The following is a 20,605-nucleotide window of genomic DNA, read 5'->3' as shown; positions in this document are numbered from 1 at the left end:
TTTTCACGCTTAGTCGCGCTCAGCCCCTGCATCCGGCGCTGCCGTTGGGGTTGCCTGAGCAGCCGCCTGAGCAGCCTCCTCCGCCGCCTCGCGCAACTGGCGCTGGCGTTCGATGTAATCGGCCACGGGGCCGCGCACATCGATCTTGGAGATATCTTTTGCCACGCTCAGATTCAACCCGAGCAGGAAGGGTATGTTCTCCACTGGTACTTCCGTGCAGTATTCGCCGAATGCGCGCAGAAAGCGCTTGGATTCGAGTACCGGCACCACTTTTTCCCCGCTCATGTACTGCAGGATGCTGGTGATGCTATGGCCCTTGCCGATGGTGTGATAGATGAAACGGTTGAACTGGCGGTCCAGCCGCTTGAAATCCAGGGTTTCCTTGGTCATCAGGCCGGACAGGTAATACAGTCCCAGCGCCACGCGGAAAAAGCCGGTGGCTTCGTGCCGGTCCACGCCACAGCGGGTAACGGCCAGTATCTTTTCTTGGAGTTCCGGATTCATTTGCCCATTTTCCCATAATCGATGCTGTGCGGATATGAATCCATGCGAAACTGCAGCACAGTGTTGGCATTTCCTCAGCGCAAGTATTCGCTTGCCGTCCAGGTGGGCTTTTTTGCATCTTGGCGCAATCTTTATGCCGACTATCGCAATCCGCGCCCATGTCCTGCACAAGTTCAATACAATGCCATCTATGTAAAGTGTATAGCTACGTAGAAATAGGGCCAGGCCCGCCACAGGAGTTCGTATGGAATTACGTATCAGCAACCTGTCCAAGACCTACGCCAATGGCGTTGTCGCTTTGGACAATATTTCGCTGACCATCCCGACCGGGATGTTCGGCTTGCTGGGCCCGAATGGCGCCGGCAAGTCGACGCTGATGCGCACCCTCGCCACCCTGCAGGAATGCGATTCCGGTTCCGTCTTCCTCGACGATATTGATGTACTTGATGAAAAAGATGCCGTGCGCCGCCTGCTCGGCTATCTGCCGCAGGATTTTGGCCTGTACCCGAAAGTCACGGCCTATGAATTGCTCGACCATCTGGCCGAACTCAAAGGCCTGTCCAGCCGCGCGCGCCGGCGCGAAGTGGTGGACGGCTTGCTGCAGCAGACCAATCTGTTCGAAGTGCGGCACCAGCGGCTGGGCGGCTTCTCGGGCGGCATGCGCCAGCGCTTCGGCATCGCCCAAGCCCTGCTCGGCGATCCCAAGCTGATCATCGTCGACGAACCGACGGCCGGCCTCGACCCGCAGGAACGCGTGCGCTTCCACAACCTGCTGTCCGACATCGGCGAAGACAAGACGGTGATCCTGTCGACCCACATCGTCAGCGACGTGGCCGACCTGTGCGCCAACATGGCCATCATCAACAAAGGCCATCTGCTGCTGTGCGGCCCCACCCAGCAACTGATCCATGACGTCAGCGACAAGATCTGGGCCCGCTTCATCGACAAGCGCGACCTGCCCTCGTTCCAGTTGCGCCACCCGGTAATTTCCTCGCGCCTGCTGTCGGGCCGCACGCTGATCCACGTGTATAGCGAAAACGATCCGGGCGACGGCTTCGAAGAAACTCTGGGCGATCTGGAAGATGTGTATTTCGCCACGATTTCCGGCCGCCATCAGGCCGACAGTCAGTGCAGCTAAGGATAGATCATGTTCGCCATCGCCTCCTTTGAAGCGCGTCAGCGCCTCAAGCTGCTCTCCACCTGGGTGTATTTCGCCGGCTTCTTCGCGCTGGCCCTGCTGTGGATGGCGGCGGCCGGCGGCGCGCTGAAACAGGCCAATGTGAGCTTCGGCGGCGTGATGATCGATTCGCCGCGCTCGCTGATGCTGACGGCCAGCTATCTGGGTTCGTTCGGCGTGGTGGTGATCGCCGCCATGATGGGCCGCTCGGTGCAGCAGGATTTCGAATATGACATGCAGCACTTCTTCTTCAGTGCGCCCATCAGCAAAGCCCAGTATATGTTCGGCCGCTTCCTCGGCGCCTATCTGACGCTGGCCATCATATTCACCAGCATCATGCTCGGTGCCTGGCTGGGCCGCTATCTGCCCGGCATCGATCCCGACAAGCTGGCCGAGCCCAGCCTGCTGGCCTATCTGATGCCGTATCTGCTGGTCGTGCTGCCGAATATCCTGATCTTCGGCGCCGTGTTCTTCATGCTGGCCGCGCTGAGCCGGCGCATGCTGCCCGTGTATATTTCCAGCGTGGTGATGCTGGTAGCCTATCTGGTGGCGCCCGGTCTGGCGCGCGACCTCGACTACAAGACCCTGGCTGCGCTGATCGACCCGTTCGGCACCATGGCCGTGGGGCGCGTGACGGAATACTGGCCCATCATCGAACGCAATACCCGCATGTTCTGGCCCGAGGGTGTGTATCTGGTCAACCGCCTGATGTGGGCGTCCTTCGCCATCGTCGGTCTGCTGGCCGGCTACTGGCGCTTCCACTTCATCGCCAGCCTCGATACGGGCCGCGCCCGCAGCGAAGGCGAAGAAGCGCGTCCGCTCAGCAGCACGGCCGAACAGACGCGTCAGGCACCCGACTTCGCCAGCCGCAGCCTGAGCCTGCTGCTGGCCAAGATGAGCTGGATGAATTTACGCGAAAGCACCAAGAACATCTATTTCCTCGTCATCGTCCTGGCCGGCGTGCTGATGATGTATGCCAGTTCGCTGGAACTGGGCTCGCTGTACGGCACCGCCACCTACCCCGTCACCTATCTGGTGCTCGAGTCGATCAGCGAGACGTTCGCGCTGTTCATGTTCATCATCACCACTTTCTATGCGGGTGAGCTGGTCTGGCGCGAGCGCGAGGCGCACGTGAGCCAGATGTTCGATGCGCTGCCCATCCCCAACTGGCTGCCCCTGTTCTCCAAGCTGCTGGCCCTGATCGGCCTGCAGGCGCTGCTGATGCTGGTGGTGATGTTATGCGGCATGAGCATCCAGATCGCGCAGGGTTATTTCCTGCTCGAACCGGGCCTGTATGCGCGCCACCTGTTCCTCGTGCTGCTGCCCGGCTATGCCCTGCATGCCGTGCTGGCCATCGCCCTGCAGGTGCTGATCAACCAGCGCTACGTGGCCTACTTCGCCATGATCGTGTACTACATCCTCAGCATCGCCAGCAGCTCGCTGGGCATCGATGATCCCATGCTCATCTTCGGCAACACGCCCAGCTTCATCTACTCGGCCATGAATGGCTACGGCCACTACCTGACGCGCGAAAACTGGTTCCTGCTGTACTGGAGTGGCGCCGCCATCGTGCTGGTGCTGCTGTCGCTGCTGTTCTGGTCGCGCGGCACACCGCATAGCTGGGCGCAGCGTTTGCAACTGGCGCGCCATGGCCTGACGCCGCCAGTACTGGCCGGCTTGGCACTGGGCCTGCTGGTATTCGGCGGCACGGGGGGCCTGCTGTACTACAACACCCACGTGGCCAACCGCTACGAATCGGCCTACCAGAAGGATGCCGACCGTGCCAGCTACGAACGCCAGTACCGCCAGTATCTGGCGCTGCCGCAGGCCCGCATCACCGACGTCAAGCTGGACGTGGCGATCGAACCAGCCCAGCGCGCGCTAACCGTCAAAGGCCGCTACCTGCTGCAGAACAAGGGCAGCCAGCCCGTCACCGATGTGATCGTGTATCAGGACCACAAGGCTACCAGCTTCAACGTACGCTTCAGTCAGGCCAGCCGTCCCGGTCTGCGCGACACTGTTCTGGGCTTCTACAGCTACAAACTGGTCACGCCGCTGGCGCCGGGCGACAAGCTGGCCATGGATTTTGATCTGGCCTACCAGCCGCAAGGCATACTGGGACTGGGCGAGGAAACGCCCGTGATCGCCAACGGTACGTTCTTCAGCAATCAGGTGCTGCCGCATATCGGCTACCAGAGCGCACTGGAACTGCAGGATGCGGGCGACCGCAAGAAACACGGCCTGCCAGCGCGCGACCAGTTGCCGCCACGTGACGATGCTGCCGGCCTCGCCAACAACAACGTCAGCAACGACGCCGACTGGATCAGCTTCGATGCCACCGTCAGCACCAGCGCCGACCAGATCGCGATCGCACCGGGCACGCTGGTCAAGCAATGGAGCAGCAAAGAGCGCCACTACTATCACTACAGGATGGAGCAGCCCATCCTCAATCTGTACGCGTTCCAGTCGGCGCGCTATCAGGTCAAGCGCGACTGGTGGCAGGATGTCAGCATCGAGCTCTACTACCACCCCGGCCACAGCTACAACCTCGAACGCATGAACAAGGGCATCAAGGAAGCGCTGGACTACTACACGCGCAACTTCGGCCCCTACCAGAACAAGCTGGTACGCATCGTCGAGTTCCCCCGCTACGCCAGCTATGCGCAATCGCTGCCCACCACCATCGCCTATTCGGAAGCGTTGGGCTTCATTGCCAAGGTAAATGAGCGCAACCCCAAAGACGTCGACTACCCGTTCTACGTCACGGCACACGAAGTGGCGCACCAGTGGTGGGGCCATCAGCTGGTGGGCGGCAACACCCGTGGCGCTACCGTGCTGAGCGAAACGCTGGCCGAATATTCAGCCCTGATGGTGATGAAGAAAAACGTCGGGCCCGAGCGCATGCGGCGCTTCCTGCGCTACGACCTCGAGCAGTATCTGATGGGCCGTGCGATTGAGCGCAAAAAGGAATTGCCGCTGGCCGACAATGAAAACCAGAACTACATCCAGTACCGCAAAGGCAGTCTGGCCATGTATCAGTTGCAGGAAGCCATAGGCGAGACGCGCATCAACGCGGCGCTGAAAGAGATGCTGGCCGAATACCACCACCGCGCCGGCCCCTATCCTTCGGTGACGGTGCTGGTGGAAGCGCTGCGCAAGATCACCCCGCCCGACTACGCCTACCTGATCGACGATGTGTTCAACCAGATCGTGCTGTACGAGAACCATGCCATCTCGGCCAGCGCACGCCGCCTGCCGGACGGACGCTACGAAGTGGCCTTCAGCGTCAGCGCTGCCAAGGTGCGCGCCAACGAACAGGGCGCCGAAATGGACATGCTGCTGCGCGACTGGATAGAAGTGGGCATAGACGACAAGGACGGCAACAGCCTGTACCGCGAGCGCAAGCTGATAACCCACAAGGATAATCTGTACACGGTGATCGTCAACGGCCGTCCGGCCAAGGCCGGCATCGATCCCGACAACAAGCTGATCGACCGCAAGCCGCGCGACAACATGATCAACGTCGAACTGCTGCCGCTCTAAAAATCGGGGTCAGGTCGGGCATTGGCGCAGAGTTCGCTAAATTTCGTAGCGAGCTCTGCGCCAATGCCCGACCTGACCCCGTGTTTTTATTTGGCAGCGGCTTTCTTGGCCGGCGCTTTCTTGGCCGCAGGCTTCTTCGCTGCTGCTGCCTTGGCCGGCGTGGCTTTCTTGGCGGCCGGCTTTTTGGCCGGTGCCGCTGCGCCCTCGTCTGCACCCTCTACCGCCTGATCGGCCGCCGCCGCAGCAGCCTTGCCTTTGGCCGGTGCCTTGGCTTTGCGCTCTTCGAACTCGAAGCTGATCTTGCCGTCTTTGCCGCGGGTCAGGAAAGCCTTGAACGGACGGCGCGTGCGCTGCGAGACGAAGCCCGGCAGCAGATCCGTCTTGCCATCGTTGAGCAGCTTGGCCATCTGCTCGGGCAGGATTTCCTGCTGCAGAATGATGCGGCCACTACGGAAGTCGCACGTCTTGGGTTTGGCCATGGTGTTTTCGCACACATAGGCCAGCCCCATTTCGTACACGCCGCCCTGGCATTTCGGGCAGCTACCCAGCGGCGTCTGGCCCGTGAAGTCGACCGGCTCGCTATCCTCGGCATCATCGTTCTGGCCGAAGTCGAACTCCAGCTTGAAGTTGCTGATGTCTTCATCGCGCACGATGCGCAGGATGGCGGCAAACGGACGGCCCATCTTGGAGCGGAAGCCCTGCAGCGGACCGATGGTACGGTCTTTCAGCAACTGTTCCACTTCCTCGATTTCGAACTGGCGGCTGCCCGGCGTTTTGCTCATCGAGAAATCACACTTGGTGCAGGCGAAGCGGCGATAGTTTTCCTTCACCACGCTGCCGCAATTCGGGCATGGCGTGTGCAGCGTATGGTAGTCGCCGGGGATGGTGTCGTTGTCGTACTCCTTGGCACGCTTGACGATGACTTGCGCCATCTGGGCGATTTCGCGCATGAATTCATCACGCGAAATTTTGCCCTTTTCCATCTGCGACAGCTTGTATTCCCACTCGCCCGTCAGCTCCGGCGCCGTCAGTTCGTTCACGCCCAGACCGCGCAGCAGGGTCATCAGCTGGAACGCTTTGGCGGTCGGCATCAGTTCGCGCCCTTCGCGCAGCAGATAGCGCTCCGTCAACAAGCCTTCGATGGTGGCCGCCCGCGTCGCTGGCGTACCCAGACCTTTACCGGCCATGGCGTCGCGCAGTTCATCGTCTTCCACCAGCTTGCCCGCGCCTTCCATGGCCGACAGCAGCGTCGCTTCCGTGTAGCGTGCTGGCGGTTTGGTCACCAGACCGTTGGCATGTACCTGATCCGTCAGTACCGATTCGCCTTTGGCGACCGGCACCAAATTGCCCTTGGCTTCACCGTCAGCAGCGCCGTCCTTGTTATCGGCTTCCTTGCCGTAGATGGCCAGCCAGCCCGGATTGGTCATCACCTTGCCTTCAGTCTTGAACTGATGGCCCGCCACTTCCGTGTAGCGCGTGGTGACCTGGAACTCGGCCGCAGGGAAGAACACGGCCATGAAGCGGCGCACCACGAGGTCGTACAGCTTCTGCTCGGGTTCGGACAGATTCTTAGGCGCGATAGTGGTCGGGATAATCGCAAAGTGATCGGAAATCTTGGTGTTATCGAAGATCCGCTTGTTCGGCTTGACCCAGCCCTTGTCCAGTATCTGCTTGGCGAACTGGTGGTAGTTAGGATTTTCCTTGACCACTTCCAGCGCCTGATTCACGGTCGGCATATAGTCTTCCGGCAGATGGCGCGAATCGGTACGCGGATAGGTCAGTACTTTGTGCTTTTCATACAGGGCCTGTGCCAGACCCAGCGTGTTCTTGGCCGAGAAGCCGAAGCGCGAGTTGGCTTCGCGCTGCAAGCTGGTCAGATCGAACAGGGCCGGCGCCATCGAGGTGGTCGGCTTGGCTTCTTCCGTGACCTTGCCCTGCTTGCCGCGTACGGCCAGCGCAATCGTATCGGCGGCGGTCTTGCTCCACAGACGCTCGGCGCGTTTCTCCGGATCGTTCTCGTCCTTCTTGAATTTGGTATCCAGCCAGCGGCCTTCGTACACGCCGGCAGCGCAGACGAACTCGGCGCGCACTTCCCAGAAGTCGCGCGGCACGAATTTCTTGATCTTCTCTTCGCGCTCGACCACGATGGACAGCGTCGGCGTCTGCACCCGGCCTACGGTGGTCAGGTAGAAACCGCCCTCTTTCGAGTTGAACGCCGTCATGGCACGCGTGCCGTTAATGCCGATCAGCCAGTCCGCTTCCGAGCGGCAGCGTGCGGCATCGGCCAGCGGCATCATGTCTTCATCGCTGCGCAGATGGGCAAAACCTTCGCGGATCGCGCCTGGCGTCATCGACTGCAGCCACAGCCGCTTGACTGGCTGCTTGGCCTTGGCGTTCTGCGCGATCAAGCGGAAAATCAGCTCCCCTTCGCGGCCCGCGTCGCATGCGTTGATGAGGGTGGTGACATCTTTACGCTTGATCAGCTTGTTCAGTACCTTGAGCCGTGCTTCCGTCTTGGCGATAGGGTTGAGCGCGAAATACGGCGGAATCATGGGCAGGTGGGCAAAACTCCATTTGCCACGCTTCACATCATGTTCTTCCGGAACGGCGATTTCCAGCAGGTGACCGACGGCGGAGGACAGCACGAACTCGTCGGATTCAAAGTACTCATCGTGCTTGGTAAAGCCGCCCAGCGTCTTCGCGATGTCGTTCGCGACAGATGGCTTCTCGGCGATGATGAGGGTTTTTGTCATATTCTGTATCTCGTTTTTAACACTTTTGGGGTCGGTGCAGCATGCGCATCATACATGGCTCGCCGCGCAGTCTGCACGTTTGCGCGCCTGAAGGCAAGAACGACACGATAAAAATTGTCAAAGTGACTAGTCAAAGCGCCAATAATAAGCGCCTTGCGGGCAGCACTGCAAGCGGCTTGCGCACCGGTATGGCGCACAACATTTTCAAAACTGCAAGTTTAATGCAGCAAGCGCGGGGCTTGATCTTCGTCCGAGCCGAACAGATCGTCGAACATCAGGGCGTCTGGCTCTTTACCTTGACTCCAGAGCAACATCAGCACGATCACCTTGAGTTTGGCCAGCGCAATCGGCGTTTCGCCCAGCGACAGCGCCCGTTCGATCACGATTTCACGCTGTAGCGGCGACAGCACTTTGGCCGATTCGAGGAACTGGATGAAGCCTATGGCCTGGCTGCCCAGTGCGTCGTGCTCCTCGTCCACGTAGAAACGTGTGCCGGTCGAGGCCGCCGTCAGCGATTGTTCCACACCGGCCATGGCCGTGAGGTCGCCCAGCCACACCAGTGCTTCGGAAATTTCCACGTCATCGAAGCCTATGGCCGAAAGTTTCTTGGCCAGCGCTACCGGCTCCGGGCAGGCGTCCGGACGGTAGTAGGTTTCGTAGAGGTAGACAAGGATATCGAACATGGCTCTACTCTATCAGCTAAGGCTGCGCGCCGACAAGTCTCGCCCCGGCTTTGTCTTGTACAGCGGCGCGACGGCAGCGCCACCTGCCTGCACGCATAGCAGCTACTGCCACACACGCTGAAATTGCCCGCCCGGCAGGCGCTCGACGAGTCCGGCCAGCTCCAGCGCCAACAACTGCCCCTGCAGCTCCGCTACGGGCTGGCCCAGTTGCATGGCCAGCCCGTCAGCCGTGGCACACTGCTGACCCAGCGCCTGCAGCAGCGTATCGACAAACGCATCATCAGGCTGGGTATAGCCGGCACCGGTCCTTTCGAGCAGCCCCAGATCGACCAGAATATCATCGGCACTCTCGACCAGCTTAGCGCCATCGCGCCGGATTAGCTGGTGACAACCCTTGGCCAGCGTGGCGTGGATGGAGCCGGGCATGGCATACAGCTCCTTGCCCTGATGCACGGCCAGCCGTGCCGTAATCAGCGAGCCGGACTTGGCCGCCGCTTCGACCACCAGCACGCCGGCCGCCAGCCCGCTGATCAGGCGATTACGGCAAGGGAAGTTGTCGCGCAAGGGCGGCGTACCCAGCGCGAACTCGCTGACCACACAGCCCTCGACGGCAATGCGATGTGCCAGCGCCGCATGCGCGGCCGGATAGATGCGGTCCGGCCCCGTGCCTATGCAGGCCACCGTGCTACCCTGCCCCGCCAGCCCGCCTGCATGGGCGGCGCCATCGATGCCCAGCGCCAGCCCCGAAACAATGGTCAGGCCTGCGTCGGACAACGCATGCGCCATGCGCTGGGCCGTCAGCTTGCCCTGCTGGCTCGCATTGCGCGAACCGACGATGGCCAGCGCCGTACGCGCCAGCAATGCGCGCCGGCCCTGCACATATAACAGCAACGGCGGTGCCGGCAGACGCGCCAGCAGCGGCGGGTAGCCGGGCGCCCCGTAAGCCAGCAGCGCGTGGCCGCCCTGCTGCTGCCAGCGCAAGGTCGTCTCAACCAGCGCGGCCAGTGCGGGCGCAGGCGGCGCCAGCACGGCGCTGGCCTGGGCCGGCCGCAGACAGCCCAGCAGCGCAGTGTAGTCGGCTTCGAACAGCGCCTGATAGCTGCCGTAGCGCTGCAGCAGGCGGTGCGCCGTCAGCAGGCCTACGCCGGCCACCTGCTGTAAACGCAAACAGCCGGCCAGCGCTTGCGCACTGACCGGCTGTATTTCTTCAGGCTGGATATCCGTGGCTGGCACGGCACACCTCACTCGGGTGATTTGGCGTAGTCGCCCACCTCCACTGGCGCCGACACCTGCATGATCAAGCCATACGACACATGCTTGAACACGCGGAAAATAAACAAGTTACCTACTTTCTCGTCGGGCAACTTGACCTGCTGCGTACGCAAGCCCAGCCAGCTTTTCGGCGCCGTCTCGTCGTTCACAGTCTTGCCTGTATGGTAAAGCTGCAGCACAGCGCCGATATCGAGTCCGTCAAGCTGGCCGCGATTAATGCTGACCACCTGATTCTGCCCGGCATGGGAAACGCCGCCGTAGATGGCCAGCACGCGCGCGGCCACGGGCTGGGCCGGTGCGTGGGGTACGAAGTTCTGCATGGGCATCGGTGGTAACGGCCGCAATTGGTCGCCCTTGCCCATTTCTTCCTTGGCGTTCTGCACGATGAAGGTATGCACATCGCTACCGGGCGGCGCTTCCGCCTGCAGGCTCAGCGTGCCCAGATAGAAGGCTTCGTAGGCAATCACCTGCCCGGTCTGCGGATCCTTCAGCGGCTTACCGGGACGGAAAGCCTGGAAGGTCGGGCCACCGGTCAGCGTGCCGCGCACATAAGCCTTGTCGTCCTTGCCGATGAACACATGGTTATCCGGCGTGGCGACTATGCGCGGCGCGCCCGTGAGCTCGTCGTTTTCGATAATCAGCGGCTGGGTCAGGAAAGGTTCGATCACATGGGCGGGAATGCTGCTGATGGCATCCTGCCCCACGCCCAGCACGCGCGCCTGCGGCTGCAGGCGCTGGCTGGGCAGGCCGCTGCCATCGTCCGTGCTGACAGCCAGCGGCTGGCCCAGCCGCAAGCGTCCGGCCGTGCGGTCGAACCAGATGATCTGGCCCGGATAAATCCAGTGCGGGTTGGCGATTTCTTCGCGGTTCATGCCCCACACGGTAGGCCAGCACCACGGCTGGTCGAGGAAGCGGCCGGCAATGTCCCACAAGGTATCGCCCTTGACCACTTTATGCTGGTCCGGCGCATCGGCACGGAAGCTGCAAGCATCTGGCGCCGCATGGGCGCTGGCCGCCAGCAGGGTGATGCTGCCCAGCGCCAGCGCGGCCGCCAGACCTGTCCACGCGCGTGTCCGTGCTAAGCGGGGGCCGACTGTGCTAAAATTTTTCATAGTTGGATCCAGTAAGTGTGCCCGCTAGCCATGCAAATCATGCCTCAGGCACACACCGCAAACAGTACCCTGCCGTTACACCATGCAGGTCGCTGAAGTTGCCAAATTGAATCAAATTCTGCCCACAAAACCCTGAACTAGCAAGCGAAACCACTGTGTCTCTGTGTTGCATTTCGGGTCAATAAACATAGTGCGATGTGCAGCCACTGCAGCCCGCGTTATCAAGGCAACCACATAGTTATCAACTACGACAGCCGTCGTATTACATCGAGAGTTACCTACCCCTTATGGCTATCCTGAATATTTTGCGTTATCCCGATCCCCGTCTGCACAAGGTGGCCCAGCCTGTGACCGTGTTCGACGAGCGGCTGGAAAAACTCGTGGCCGACATGGCCGAAACCATGTACGACGCACCGGGCGTGGGTCTGGCCGCTTCGCAGGTGGACGTGCATGAACAGGTAGTGGTAATCGACACGACCGAAACCAAGGATGCACTGCAAGTATTCATCAATCCGGAAATCCTCTGGACCAGCGAAGAACGCGAAGTGTATGACGAAGGCTGTCTGTCCGTGCCCGGCGTGTACGACGGCGTGGAACGCCCGGCCCGCGTCAAGGTGCGCGCACTCGACGCCAAAGGCCAGGCCTTCGAACTGGAAGCCGATGGTCTGCTGGCCGTCTGCATCCAGCACGAAATGGATCACCTGAAGGGTAAGGTATTTGTCGAATACCTGTCGCCACTCAAGCGCAACCGCATCAAGACCAAGCTGCTGAAAGAAGAGCGCGGCATGGAACGTGCGGCCCAACTGCGCGCGCAAGGCCGCCGCTTCTAAGCGGCTGCCCGTCTTACGCTACCGATCAGGAATCCCGCATGAAAGTGATTTTCGCCGGCACGCCGGAATTTGCCGCCGTGGCCCTGCAAGCTCTGCACGAGGCCGGTTTTGAAATTCCGCTGGTGCTGACCCAGCCCGACCGCCCGGCCGGGCGCGGCATGCATTTGCAGCCGTCCGCCGTCAAGCAGTACGCCGTGGCACACGGCATGGAAGTGCTGCAGCCGCTGTCGCTGCGCATGGACAGCCCTGATCCGGTGCGCGCCGAACAGGCCAAAGCTGCGCACCAGCGCCTGTTGTCCACGCCCTACGATGTGATGGTGGTGGCGGCCTATGGCCTGATCCTGCCGCGCAGCACGCTCGACATCAAGCCCTGCCTGAACATCCACGGTTCGCTGCTGCCGCGCTGGCGCGGCGCCGCACCGATCCACCGCGCCATCGAAGCGGGCGACAAGGAAACCGGCATCACCATCATGCAGATGGAAGAAGGCCTCGATACGGGCCCCATGCTGCTGGTGGAAAACCTGCCCATCACCGCGCACGACAGTACCGGCACGCTGCACGACAAGCTGGCCGCCATGGGCGGCCAGATGATAGTGCAAGCCTTGCGCCAGCTTCAGCACGGCCAGCTCGAAGCCGTGCCGCAGCCGGAAGCGGGCGTCAACTACGCCGCCAAGATCAGCAAGGAAGAAGCGGCGCTGGACTTCAGCCTGTCCGCCATAGAACTCGACCGCAAGATCCGCGCCTTCAATCCCTTCCCCGGTGCCCATGCCAGCGTCAACGGCGTGCACATCAAGCTGTGGGGCGCGGAAGTGCTGCCTGCCAGCAGCAAGGCCGAGCCGGGCCAGATCCTCGCGGCCGATGCCCAGCACGGCATCGTGGTGGCCTGCGGCACGGGTACGCTGCGCCTGACTTCGCTGCAGAAACCGGGCGGCAAACGCTTGCCGGCTGCCGAGTTCATCAAGGGCTTCCCGCTCGAAGGCCTGAAGCTGGGCTGAGTTTCAGCCTGCCCGCGCCCGGCGCAAAACCGGGGGCGCTCAGCGCATCCTGAGAATTTATGTTAACGTCTTATGCTAGAGCCCGCTAATGAGCGGGTTCTGCTCTGACTGATAACATATTCACAGGAACACCACCCATGACGCTGATTGACAAACTGAACTGGCGCTACGCCACCAAAAAATACGACGCTTCCAAAAAGGTCGCCGCCGACAAGGTCGAGCGCATCCTCGAAGCGATCCGTCTGGCCCCCACTTCGAGCGGCCTGCAGCCGTTCGAAGTGCTGCTCGTGACCAATCCGGAAAAACGCGCCCAGATGCAGACCGTGGCCTGGAATCAGGCCCAGGTGACGGAAGCGTCCCACCTGCTGGTCTTTGCCGCATGAGACAACATCACCGAAGCGCGCATCGATATGATGTTCGATCTGACCAACGAGCAGCGCGGCTTCATCAATGAAGGCTGGGAAGCCTATCGCAAACAGCTCAAAGGCATCGTTGCCGCCCGTGGCGACCAGGCCAACTTCGACGCGGCCGCCCGTCAAGCCTACATCGCGCTGGGCGTCGCGCTGGTGGCTGCTGCTGAAGAGCAGGTCGATGCCACGCCGATGGAAGGTTTCGATCCGGCTGCCGTCGATGAGATTCTGGGCCTGAAACAGCGCGGCCTGCGCTCGGTGGTGATCCTGCCACTCGGCTACCGCGCCAACGACGGCGACTGGCTGGTCAACCTGAAAAAAGTCCGCCGCTCGAGCGAGCATCTGGTGTCCGAAATCGCCTGATGTCCGCGGCGCGCCGGCCACGCCGCCGGTGCGCCCTGACAGCCGCAGGCGGCCCTAGTCGGCCAGCGGTATCACACGGTCATCCGGTCCCGCCACACAGCCGGCAGCGACGGGCGACCAGCCACGATGCACCACGATCTGGTGTTCATCGTGGCACAGCTCCACCCGGCTGCTGCCCGGAAAACGCTGCTGCACAAACTGCTCTATCGCGACCGGCAAGCTCACTTGCAGGCGCATGGCGCTACGCGCCTCGGGCGGATGGTCGTCCAGATGCAGCAAGGGTACAAAGGCCGATGCCAGCATCAGCCAGCGCGATCCCACTTCGACCGGCTGCGGCGCGTAGACCGCCTGAGCCAGCCAGGCCTGGGCACGCAGGCGCAGGTCCTCACCGTCAGCTAGATCGGCCCAGCCCGCCGCCAGCATTTCCACTACCCACTGATTGCAGTTCTGATATTGCACGCTATACGCGTACGCATTCGCGCTATAACTAGCCGCCAGCAAATGCTGCACGCGGCTGGCATCGAGCAGTGCGGGGCGCAAGGCGGTACTCGCCTGCGCCGGCATACGCACCAGCGAGACAAAGCCAAGCGCAGGGTCATCCGTGCCCAGGGCAAATCCGGCCAGTCCCTGATCATAGATACGTGGCCGTCCTTCGTCGCAGGCGTAGTAAAGCTGGCGCGCCGACCAGCGGCCTTCGGCCGAACGCCAGGCTAGTGCCGCATGCGAATAACGGATGGCAAAGCGGCTCAAATCCAGGCCAGAACGGCTCAGCAAAACAATATCGTCGTCCTCGCCCAGTTCATCGCGCAGCGCAGCGGCGAAGCGCAGCAAGCGGTCCTGCTCGATGGCGCTCAGGGCTTGGCTACGGTCACAGAAATGCGAGGCACCCGAACCGCGGCCTGCACGGACAGGGGCTGGCGCGAACGCCGCATCCGGCGCCTGCGTGCTAGCCTGAGCTGCCGCGGCCGTGCCTGCCAGCAGCAGCCCAGCCGCCCATTGCCGCATCAAAGACTGACGGGGCGCGATGCCAGTTCGCCGTACCACGCATCGGCCAGCACCAGATAAAACGGCTGACGCTGATCGCTACGGCCAAACTCGATCCCGTACACACGGTTCTGTGCATACATGCGATCACCACGGCCCAGATGCTGGGCCGCGAACGTGCTGTGCGGCAGATCCAGCACCACTTGCTGGTCCGGCTGCTCGCCTTGCAGCGTCAGACGCGTGCGGTCAGCATGGCCCGGCATGGCCGCGATATCGATGATGTGGTAATTGCCATCGGCGACTTTACGCTGGTTGCCACCCGAGCTATTGCTGGAACTGCTCAGTGAATCGGAGACGCTGCCGCTGGAAGCCGAGCCGGCACTGGAAGCCGACGACACGGAGCTATCGGCCTGGGCACTAGCCGTAACAAAAGCGCAGGCTATTACAGCCAGCTGCCAAGACTGAAAAATTTTCATCGCAAAGTCCTAGGTTGAACGAGGACATCAGTATAGCCTCAGCCGGTAAAGGGCTGATAGTTAAATCCCTGGCCGATCACGCCTATTAGCGCCTCCTGATTCTCCGGACTTTCGCTGAACGCGGCCAGCACTTCTGCCCGGCTGACTGCGCCACGGTTCAGCACATCGAGCCAGAACGCATAGCCGCCCGCATCCGGCGTGCGGTGCAGCACGTTCTGATAAATCCGTCCGAGCAGCTCCGTATTCGTAGGCTGAGCGCCATAGAGTGTGGAAAACTCCGTCGATTTGATAAACTCTGCCGCCACGTCCACCAGCGCATAGCCCTTATCCATCACACTGATCCAGAAGCCCAGACCCACTGCATCCGGACTGCGGTCGAACGCTGCCTGATAAATCCGGTAAGCCTTGCCGCCCACGCCATTGATATCGAGCGCCACCGCCTGATCGCTGAACTGCAAACGTTCCATATTGATTAGCTGATCCACGCCTTCGGCGCCGCTGTTATCAGTAATGCTGTAGCCGCCCGCACTCTTGTGGATGGTGTACTGACTGCGCGCCGCGCTGTAGAAGGCCCAGTCCCGGCCGGCGCCGCCGTCCAGCGTATCATTGCCACCGCTCCCCGTGAACACATCATCGGCGGCACCGCCTTGCAGATTGTTCGCGCCGTTATCGCCCATCAGGCTACGGCGGCCATCGCCAAACGCCAGTATTTCTACCTGGCTCAGCGTGGCAAAGCCGGACTGGCCATCTTTGGCCGCCACTTGTAGGGTGTCGTAACTTGAGTTGATGGTGTAATCGCTCATGCTGCCAGCAAACAGCACGGTATCCTGCCCCGCACCGCCATCGATCACATCATTGCCGCCATTGCCCTGCAGCAGATTGTCACGCTCATTGCCGATCAGGACATCGTCGTAACGCGAGCCTATCGCCTGTTCGATCCAGCTATCGGCTGCGATGGCCAGATTATTCACGGCAGCCACGCCGCCGGGCGTCAAGCCTATGCTGGACAGACTGCCCGGAGTCAGATTGATCTGCACGCCCAGCGTCGCTGCGCTGGCATCGATGCTGTCTGTCCCGCCATCATCGACCAGCGTACTACTGGTGCTGGTCGCGGCACCGAACTGATAATGGTCGTCCCCCGCCGCATGCAACTTGCTGCCATACAGATAGCGCAGCGCCAGCACGTCGTACAGTCCCCAGTCCGAGCGGAATAGTCCATCGGCGGAAGCAGCCGACGCCATCACCGAAGTCTGCTTGCTGTTAAACGCGGCCATCACCACATTGCTCCAGGCATCACCCGGGTCGACATTGGTCGGATGGCGCAAGCCCAGCGCGTGACCCAGTTCATGCAACAAGGCCGCATAGCCTTCGCTGCCCGGCGTCAGATTGGCCATGGATTCCACATCCATCCACACGTCGCCGGCCTGATCCCCGGCCCCGCTCTGATTGGGCAGCCAGGCCACGCCTTCGGTTGCGCTTTGCTGGCTCACGCCGAAGCGGATCTGGCCATGGTTGCTGGCGCTATCGGCCACTTCGCTGAAACTGATGCCGCTCAGCGCGCTGGTTTCGGCCAGCAATTTGCGCACCACCTGCTGCTCGGCTGCACTGAACGCACGGAAGCCGCTTGCCCCCACGCCGCTGGCAGGGGCCGTGCTCACGAAGCTATAGCTCACTGTCACCTTGCTGCCCACTGCTGCATCGGCATTCCAGCGCAGATTGCTGCCTGCAGCAATGGCCTGCTCGGCGATCTGCTCGGGCGTAATGAAGTCGCGTAGCGCCAGGCGGGGCTGGCTCCAGTCCAGCGCTATCAGTTCGACATTGCTGATATCTAAGCGGTAGTTCGCATCGGCCGGTGCTGTGATCAGAGCGTGGCTACCGTCGAGCGAGACTGCGATCTTCAAGTCCGCCAGCGTCGCCACATGGCCATCGACCCAGGGCAGGATGATGGTGTCGATGCCGCCACGGCCATCAACGATATCCTGCCCGCCGCCGGTCGAGAACAGATTGTCGCCGTCACTACCATACAGGCGGTCGTTCGCGCCACCGCTATGCACATCATCGACATGTACCAGTATGTCGAAGCTGCCCCAGCCATCCTGCGCCGAACCGCTGGCCAGGTCCACCACCACCCCGGCCGGCGCATCCCAATAGCGCACGGCCAGTTTGTCCCATTGGTTACCCGGCAATTTTTCTACCATATCATTCCCGGCACCGGGATTCACACCACCCCGATACATGCGAATAATATCGTCGCCGCCCAGACCGAAATAATCTAGCCAGTCCGTGATACCGAGCTTCTGCTGATCGTATAGATCCGCCCCTGCGCTACCTTTAACTTCCATAGTGATCTTTCTGTCTCTGGTGGAGCGGCATCTAGCCACGCAATATCGGCAGCTTGTGGACGCTGAAGTTGGCCAGGGTCGGGAACACTGATGGCAAGGCAGAATCAGGCAAGCCTAGCCACTGCATCAAGGTTGCCGCCACCTGCTCCGTACTGGTGGTCGGCACCATACGGCCACCACCGCCGGGGTCGCCATCATCGCGCCCGCCCAGCACCAGCGAAGGGAATTGCCCAACCACCTGTCCTCCCGCGACCGCGCCGCCCAGCACGAACCAATGATTGCCCCAGGCATGATCGGAACCGGCCCCGGAGGCGGGACGCAGCGTACGGCCAAAATCGCTCATCATCAGCGTCGTCACATCCATATCCACACCAGAGGCGCGATTGGCCTGGTCAAATGCCGCCACGGCCTTGCCGACGATGGCCAACTGGCTATCCTGGGTACGCGCTTCACTACCGCGCTGGCCAAAGTGGGTGTCGAACCCGCCCCAGCTCACCAGAAAAATCTGCCGCCGGTAGCCCATGGACTTAAATACCGGAATCGCGGAAGCCAGCGCACGCAGATTATTCGCCAGTTCGTCCGAGGCAAAATCCGCCTTGGGGGCTTGCGCCATCGCCAGCACTTTCACCAGCAGGGTGGAGTCTTCCAGGCTCGCGCCAAAATTGCGGGCAAAGCCGGCCTCGTAATCGTTGTTGAACTGCCAGCGCGCCATGGTGTTGAGTGCTTGCGTCCAGTACGACTGCGGCTGGGCCAGATCGGCCCTGCCCCAATATTGCATGCCGCCCGAAGTCATCAAGGACACTGGAGAATTGCGGCCCAGTACCAGCGTACGATCCTGGTTCATGGTCATCGCGCGCAAAGGATTGAGCAGCGTGGTCGGCATCAGCTCCAGCCCGCGCCCGCCCCAGCCGCTGGCATCGGCGTCCCCTCCCCAGCCTTGCTGCATGGCCGTCTGGTCGCTATGCGACATCAGGAAAGGCGGCAGTGGCACAGCATTATTGATCACCTGCTCTGCCGTCGATGGCACCAGCAAAGGCCCGGCGTTGGCTATCCACGCGAGGCGATGCTGGTTGTACAGCTCGGCCAGCGGCGCCAGCGCCGGATGCAGGCCGAAACTGTGGCCTGCGCTGCTGCCGCTCAGCGGTGCCAGCGTTTCCTTGGGCAGCGCCAGCACGGGCCGCGCCGCGGCGTAGTCGTTATACGCACCATCCAGCGGAATCAAGGTGTTATTGCCGTCGTTGCCGCCATTCAGGTACAGGCATACCAAAGCCTTGTAGTCACCACCGCCTGCCGCTTGTGCCCCCAGCAGCCCCATGCCGCCCAATCCAAGCAGGGTCCCGGCCCGCAAAAAATCCCGTCGCTTCATCGCATTACTCCATAGTAGGGACTGGCCAGTGCGAACTGAATCATCGTCAAAGCCCCTTCCTCATTGCTATTCCAGGTTTCCGACTGCATCAGCGTGGCCATCTTGCTGCGCAAGGTAGGCGGCATGGCGCCACGGAACCAGCGCTGACTGACCATGTCCAGAAATGCCGTGGGATCGGTACGCAACAACTGAGCCGGCGTACTGAGGTCACAACCGCTATTGCTACGGTTGCTGGCACTGGCAGGGTTGTTACTGTCCAACAAATGCCAGTTGAGCATACCTAAACGACTATTCAATTCCATCGTTCCCACGATCTTTTGCTCTGGCGCCAGCAGATTGCTGCCCGGTACGCGGTCAGTGGCCTGATAGAAGGAAAACACACTGGGCGGCGCATTGGGCGGCTGACCCGGCGGCCCCACCACCCACTGACTCTTGCCATCCGAGCTATACAATGGCGCCGTGCACGCGAGTCCGCGCATCAGAGCACTCATCCACTGCACCGGCTCGCGGAACTTGCCAGATTGCCGGGTTTGCTGACCGGGCACGTCGCCGGCACGCGCTTCCGGATCCAGCAAAATAGCTTTGACCACGGCACGCAGATCGCCAGCCACCCCGCTGCCATTGTTACGAAATACGGTGCTGATCCGGCTCAGGTAGGCCGGCGACGGGTTGCTGGTCACCAAATGCTGGATCAGTCGCAAGCTCACGAAGGGCGCCACATTCGGGTGCTGCATCAGCAAAGCTATCACTGCATCGAGTTCGGCCGCAGCGCCCATGCCGGCGACCAGCGGCATGCCCATCACCACCTTGGCCTTGCTATCGTGCAGAAACGCTTCCGCTTCGGGCGTCATGCGCTGGTCGAAATTCGCCATCTTGCTCAGCGGGTCATTATCCCAGGCACCGCGCCAGCCCGTTAGAGCCCGTGCCAGTGCTTCCACATCCTTCTGGGTATATGTCTCGCGCGGTTTACCGTTGGCATCGCGGATCACGCTGCCATCGCTATTGAGCTGCACCACGCCGATGGAAAACAGTTGCATCAGCTCGCGCGCATAATTCTCGTTAGGGGTACAGCCCAGGCACTGGGGCGAAGGCGGACGGTTAGTCTCGTTGTTCAGATACCAGCCCATCATGGGCTGCACCGTCACTTCATGCAGTAACTGCGGATACGTGCCGAAGGCATTGTTGATCAGCATGTTGTAATACTGAACCTGGCCATTCGGCTGGCCCTGCGCCACGGGAATGAATTGGAATAGTGCCCATGTCACGCGCTGGCGCAATTGGTCGGGCGCACTCAGCGCACGACGCCAGAACTGGTCGGACGGAAAGTTACCAGCGCGGTTACTGGCTAACTCATTTTTATCATCGTAATAACGCACCCAGGTTGGCGACACTGCCGTACTTGGCGGCAGCGCAAATTGCTCATCGATCCAGCTCGCCAGCCCCTTGCGCTGCAGCTCCGCCACCAATGCCGGATTTGCCCCAAAACTCACCTGCTCGGCAGCGCGGGAAGCCGCGTAAAAATTCATCCGCAGCTCCGCCTGCGGCTTGACCTGACCGGCCGACTCTGCTGGCGGTGTTTGGCTGCCCGGCGAGCAGGCCAGCAACAGCGGCAGCAGCGCGCCAGCCAGCGGCCAACGCCAGTTACACAGACCATTCATGGTCAACTTCCTTTCAGCTTGAGACGGCGGCAAACGATGCTTGCAGGCGCAACGGCGGCAAGCTCAACAACCAAATTACACGCATTTACAATTGCTTACAATAATTGCCTACCAAATATTTCAGGAATCAATATTGC

At 61.3% G+C, this 20,605-nt stretch carries 14 protein-coding genes and 1 pseudogene; 5 read left to right on the top strand and 10 right to left on the bottom strand.

From position 1 onward, the window contains the following. Nucleotides 1–9 precede the first annotated feature (9 nt). Nucleotides 10–504, bottom strand: coding sequence for a hypothetical protein (locus GM655_RS08420; protein WP_229632474.1), 495 nt, complete (start codon nt 502–504; stop codon nt 10–12). Nucleotides 505–748: 244 nt separating this feature from the next. On the opposite strand from GM655_RS08420, the gene GM655_RS08415 reads away from it, so the two are divergent. Further along, nucleotides 749–1,642, top strand: a complete 894-nt coding sequence (locus GM655_RS08415; RefSeq protein WP_155434241.1) for an ABC transporter ATP-binding protein — start codon at nt 749–751, stop codon at nt 1,640–1,642. Nucleotides 1,643–1,651: 9 nt separating this feature from the next. Further along, on the top strand, nt 1,652–5,224 hold the full coding sequence (locus tag GM655_RS08410; protein WP_155434240.1) for an ABC transporter permease/M1 family aminopeptidase: 3,573 nt from the start codon (nt 1,652–1,654) through the stop codon (nt 5,222–5,224). Nucleotides 5,225–5,310: 86 nt separating this feature from the next. On the opposite strand, the gene GM655_RS08405 is transcribed toward GM655_RS08410, so the two are convergent. The 4 genes from GM655_RS08405 to GM655_RS08390 form a co-directional block, all read right to left on the bottom strand. Further along, nucleotides 5,311–7,977: a DNA topoisomerase III gene (locus tag GM655_RS08405; protein WP_155434239.1), complete on the bottom strand. Its 2,667-nt coding sequence runs from the start codon at nt 7,975–7,977 to the stop codon at nt 5,311–5,313. A gap of 218 nt (nt 7,978–8,195) precedes the next feature. Next, the gene (locus GM655_RS08400) at nt 8,196–8,660 is read right to left on the bottom strand and encodes a Smg family protein (RefSeq protein ID WP_155434238.1); all 465 of its coding nucleotides are present in this window, start codon (nt 8,658–8,660) and stop codon (nt 8,196–8,198) included. A 102-nt stretch (nt 8,661–8,762) separates the two neighbouring features. Further along, nucleotides 8,763–9,893, bottom strand: coding sequence for a DNA-processing protein DprA (gene dprA, locus GM655_RS08395; protein ID WP_371866752.1), 1,131 nt, complete (start codon nt 9,891–9,893; stop codon nt 8,763–8,765). A gap of 8 nt (nt 9,894–9,901) precedes the next feature. After that, the gene (locus GM655_RS08390) at nt 9,902–11,044 is read right to left on the bottom strand and encodes a LysM peptidoglycan-binding domain-containing protein (RefSeq protein WP_155434237.1); all 1,143 of its coding nucleotides are present in this window, start codon (nt 11,042–11,044) and stop codon (nt 9,902–9,904) included. Nucleotides 11,045–11,331: 287 nt separating this feature from the next. Here GM655_RS08390 and def point away from each other — a divergent pair, with 287 nt between their 5' ends. The 3 genes and pseudogenes from def (at nt 11,332) to GM655_RS08375 (ending at nt 13,642) form a co-directional block, all read left to right on the top strand. Continuing rightward, nucleotides 11,332–11,874, top strand: a complete 543-nt coding sequence (gene def / locus GM655_RS08385; protein WP_155434236.1) for a peptide deformylase — start codon at nt 11,332–11,334, stop codon at nt 11,872–11,874. A 38-nt stretch (nt 11,875–11,912) separates the two neighbouring features. Then, nucleotides 11,913–12,869 (top strand): methionyl-tRNA formyltransferase, encoded by a 957-nt coding sequence (fmt, locus tag GM655_RS08380; RefSeq protein WP_155434235.1) that lies wholly within the window; start codon nt 11,913–11,915, stop codon nt 12,867–12,869. Between the two features lie 137 nt (nt 12,870–13,006). Next, nucleotides 13,007–13,642 (top strand): annotated as a pseudogene (locus GM655_RS08375) (NAD(P)H-dependent oxidoreductase). A 54-nt stretch (nt 13,643–13,696) separates the two neighbouring features. On the opposite strand, the gene GM655_RS08370 reads toward GM655_RS08375, so the two are convergent. Genes GM655_RS08370 through GM655_RS08350 form a run of 5 tightly spaced genes read right to left on the bottom strand, consistent with a single transcriptional unit; the run spans nt 13,697 to nt 20,468 of the window. Next, nucleotides 13,697–14,647 carry a DUF2145 domain-containing protein gene (locus GM655_RS08370; RefSeq protein ID WP_155434234.1) on the bottom strand — a complete coding sequence of 317 codons (951 nt, stop codon included), beginning with the start codon at nt 14,645–14,647 and terminating at the stop codon, nt 13,697–13,699. Beyond that, nucleotides 14,647–15,102 (bottom strand): hypothetical protein, encoded by a 456-nt coding sequence (locus GM655_RS08365; protein WP_155434233.1) that lies wholly within the window; start codon nt 15,100–15,102, stop codon nt 14,647–14,649. Before GM655_RS08365 ends, GM655_RS08370 begins: the two co-directional genes overlap by 1 nt. A gap of 38 nt (nt 15,103–15,140) precedes the next feature. Next, nucleotides 15,141–17,444 carry a DUF4214 domain-containing protein gene (locus GM655_RS08360; RefSeq protein ID WP_155434232.1) on the bottom strand — a complete coding sequence of 768 codons (2,304 nt, stop codon included), beginning with the start codon at nt 17,442–17,444 and terminating at the stop codon, nt 15,141–15,143. 31 nt (nt 17,445–17,475) lie between these two features. After that, nucleotides 17,476–18,810: a DUF1501 domain-containing protein gene (locus GM655_RS08355; protein ID WP_155434231.1), complete on the bottom strand. Its 1,335-nt coding sequence runs from the start codon at nt 18,808–18,810 to the stop codon at nt 17,476–17,478. Continuing rightward, a complete protein-coding gene (locus GM655_RS08350; protein WP_155434230.1) occupies nt 18,807–20,468 on the bottom strand; it encodes a DUF1800 domain-containing protein in 1,662 nt (553 codons plus the stop codon). The genes GM655_RS08355 and GM655_RS08350 overlap by 4 nt, the downstream gene beginning before the upstream one ends. Nucleotides 20,469–20,605 lie beyond the last annotated feature (137 nt).

The organism is Pseudoduganella danionis (assembly GCF_009720775.1).
GTDB classification, from domain to species: Bacteria; Pseudomonadota; Gammaproteobacteria; order Burkholderiales; family Burkholderiaceae_D; genus Rugamonas; species Rugamonas danionis.
The sequence above is the reverse complement of the archived record's forward strand: the minus strand, read 5'-3'. Positions and strand labels throughout refer to the sequence as shown.

Coding starts and splice junctions, on each gene's coding strand:
- GM655_RS08420 (WP_229632474.1), bottom strand. CDS start 504: ATGAATCCGGAACTCCAAGAAAAGATACTGGCCGTTACCCGCTGTGGC.
- GM655_RS08415 (WP_155434241.1), top strand. CDS start 749: ATGGAATTACGTATCAGCAACCTGTCCAAGACCTACGCCAATGGCGTT.
- GM655_RS08410 (WP_155434240.1), top strand. CDS start 1,652: ATGTTCGCCATCGCCTCCTTTGAAGCGCGTCAGCGCCTCAAGCTGCTC.
- GM655_RS08405 (WP_155434239.1), bottom strand. CDS start 7,977: ATGACAAAAACCCTCATCATCGCCGAGAAGCCATCTGTCGCGAACGAC.
- GM655_RS08400 (WP_155434238.1), bottom strand. CDS start 8,660: ATGTTCGATATCCTTGTCTACCTCTACGAAACCTACTACCGTCCGGAC.
- GM655_RS08390 (WP_155434237.1), bottom strand. CDS start 11,044: ATGAAAAATTTTAGCACAGTCGGCCCCCGCTTAGCACGGACACGCGCG.
- def (WP_155434236.1), top strand. CDS start 11,332: ATGGCTATCCTGAATATTTTGCGTTATCCCGATCCCCGTCTGCACAAG.
- fmt (WP_155434235.1), top strand. CDS start 11,913: ATGAAAGTGATTTTCGCCGGCACGCCGGAATTTGCCGCCGTGGCCCTG.
- GM655_RS08370 (WP_155434234.1), bottom strand. CDS start 14,647: ATGCGGCAATGGGCGGCTGGGCTGCTGCTGGCAGGCACGGCCGCGGCA.
- GM655_RS08365 (WP_155434233.1), bottom strand. CDS start 15,102: ATGAAAATTTTTCAGTCTTGGCAGCTGGCTGTAATAGCCTGCGCTTTT.
- GM655_RS08360 (WP_155434232.1), bottom strand. CDS start 17,444: ATGGAAGTTAAAGGTAGCGCAGGGGCGGATCTATACGATCAGCAGAAG.
- GM655_RS08355 (WP_155434231.1), bottom strand. CDS start 18,810: ATGAAGCGACGGGATTTTTTGCGGGCCGGGACCCTGCTTGGATTGGGC.
- GM655_RS08350 (WP_155434230.1), bottom strand. CDS start 20,468: ATGAATGGTCTGTGTAACTGGCGTTGGCCGCTGGCTGGCGCGCTGCTG.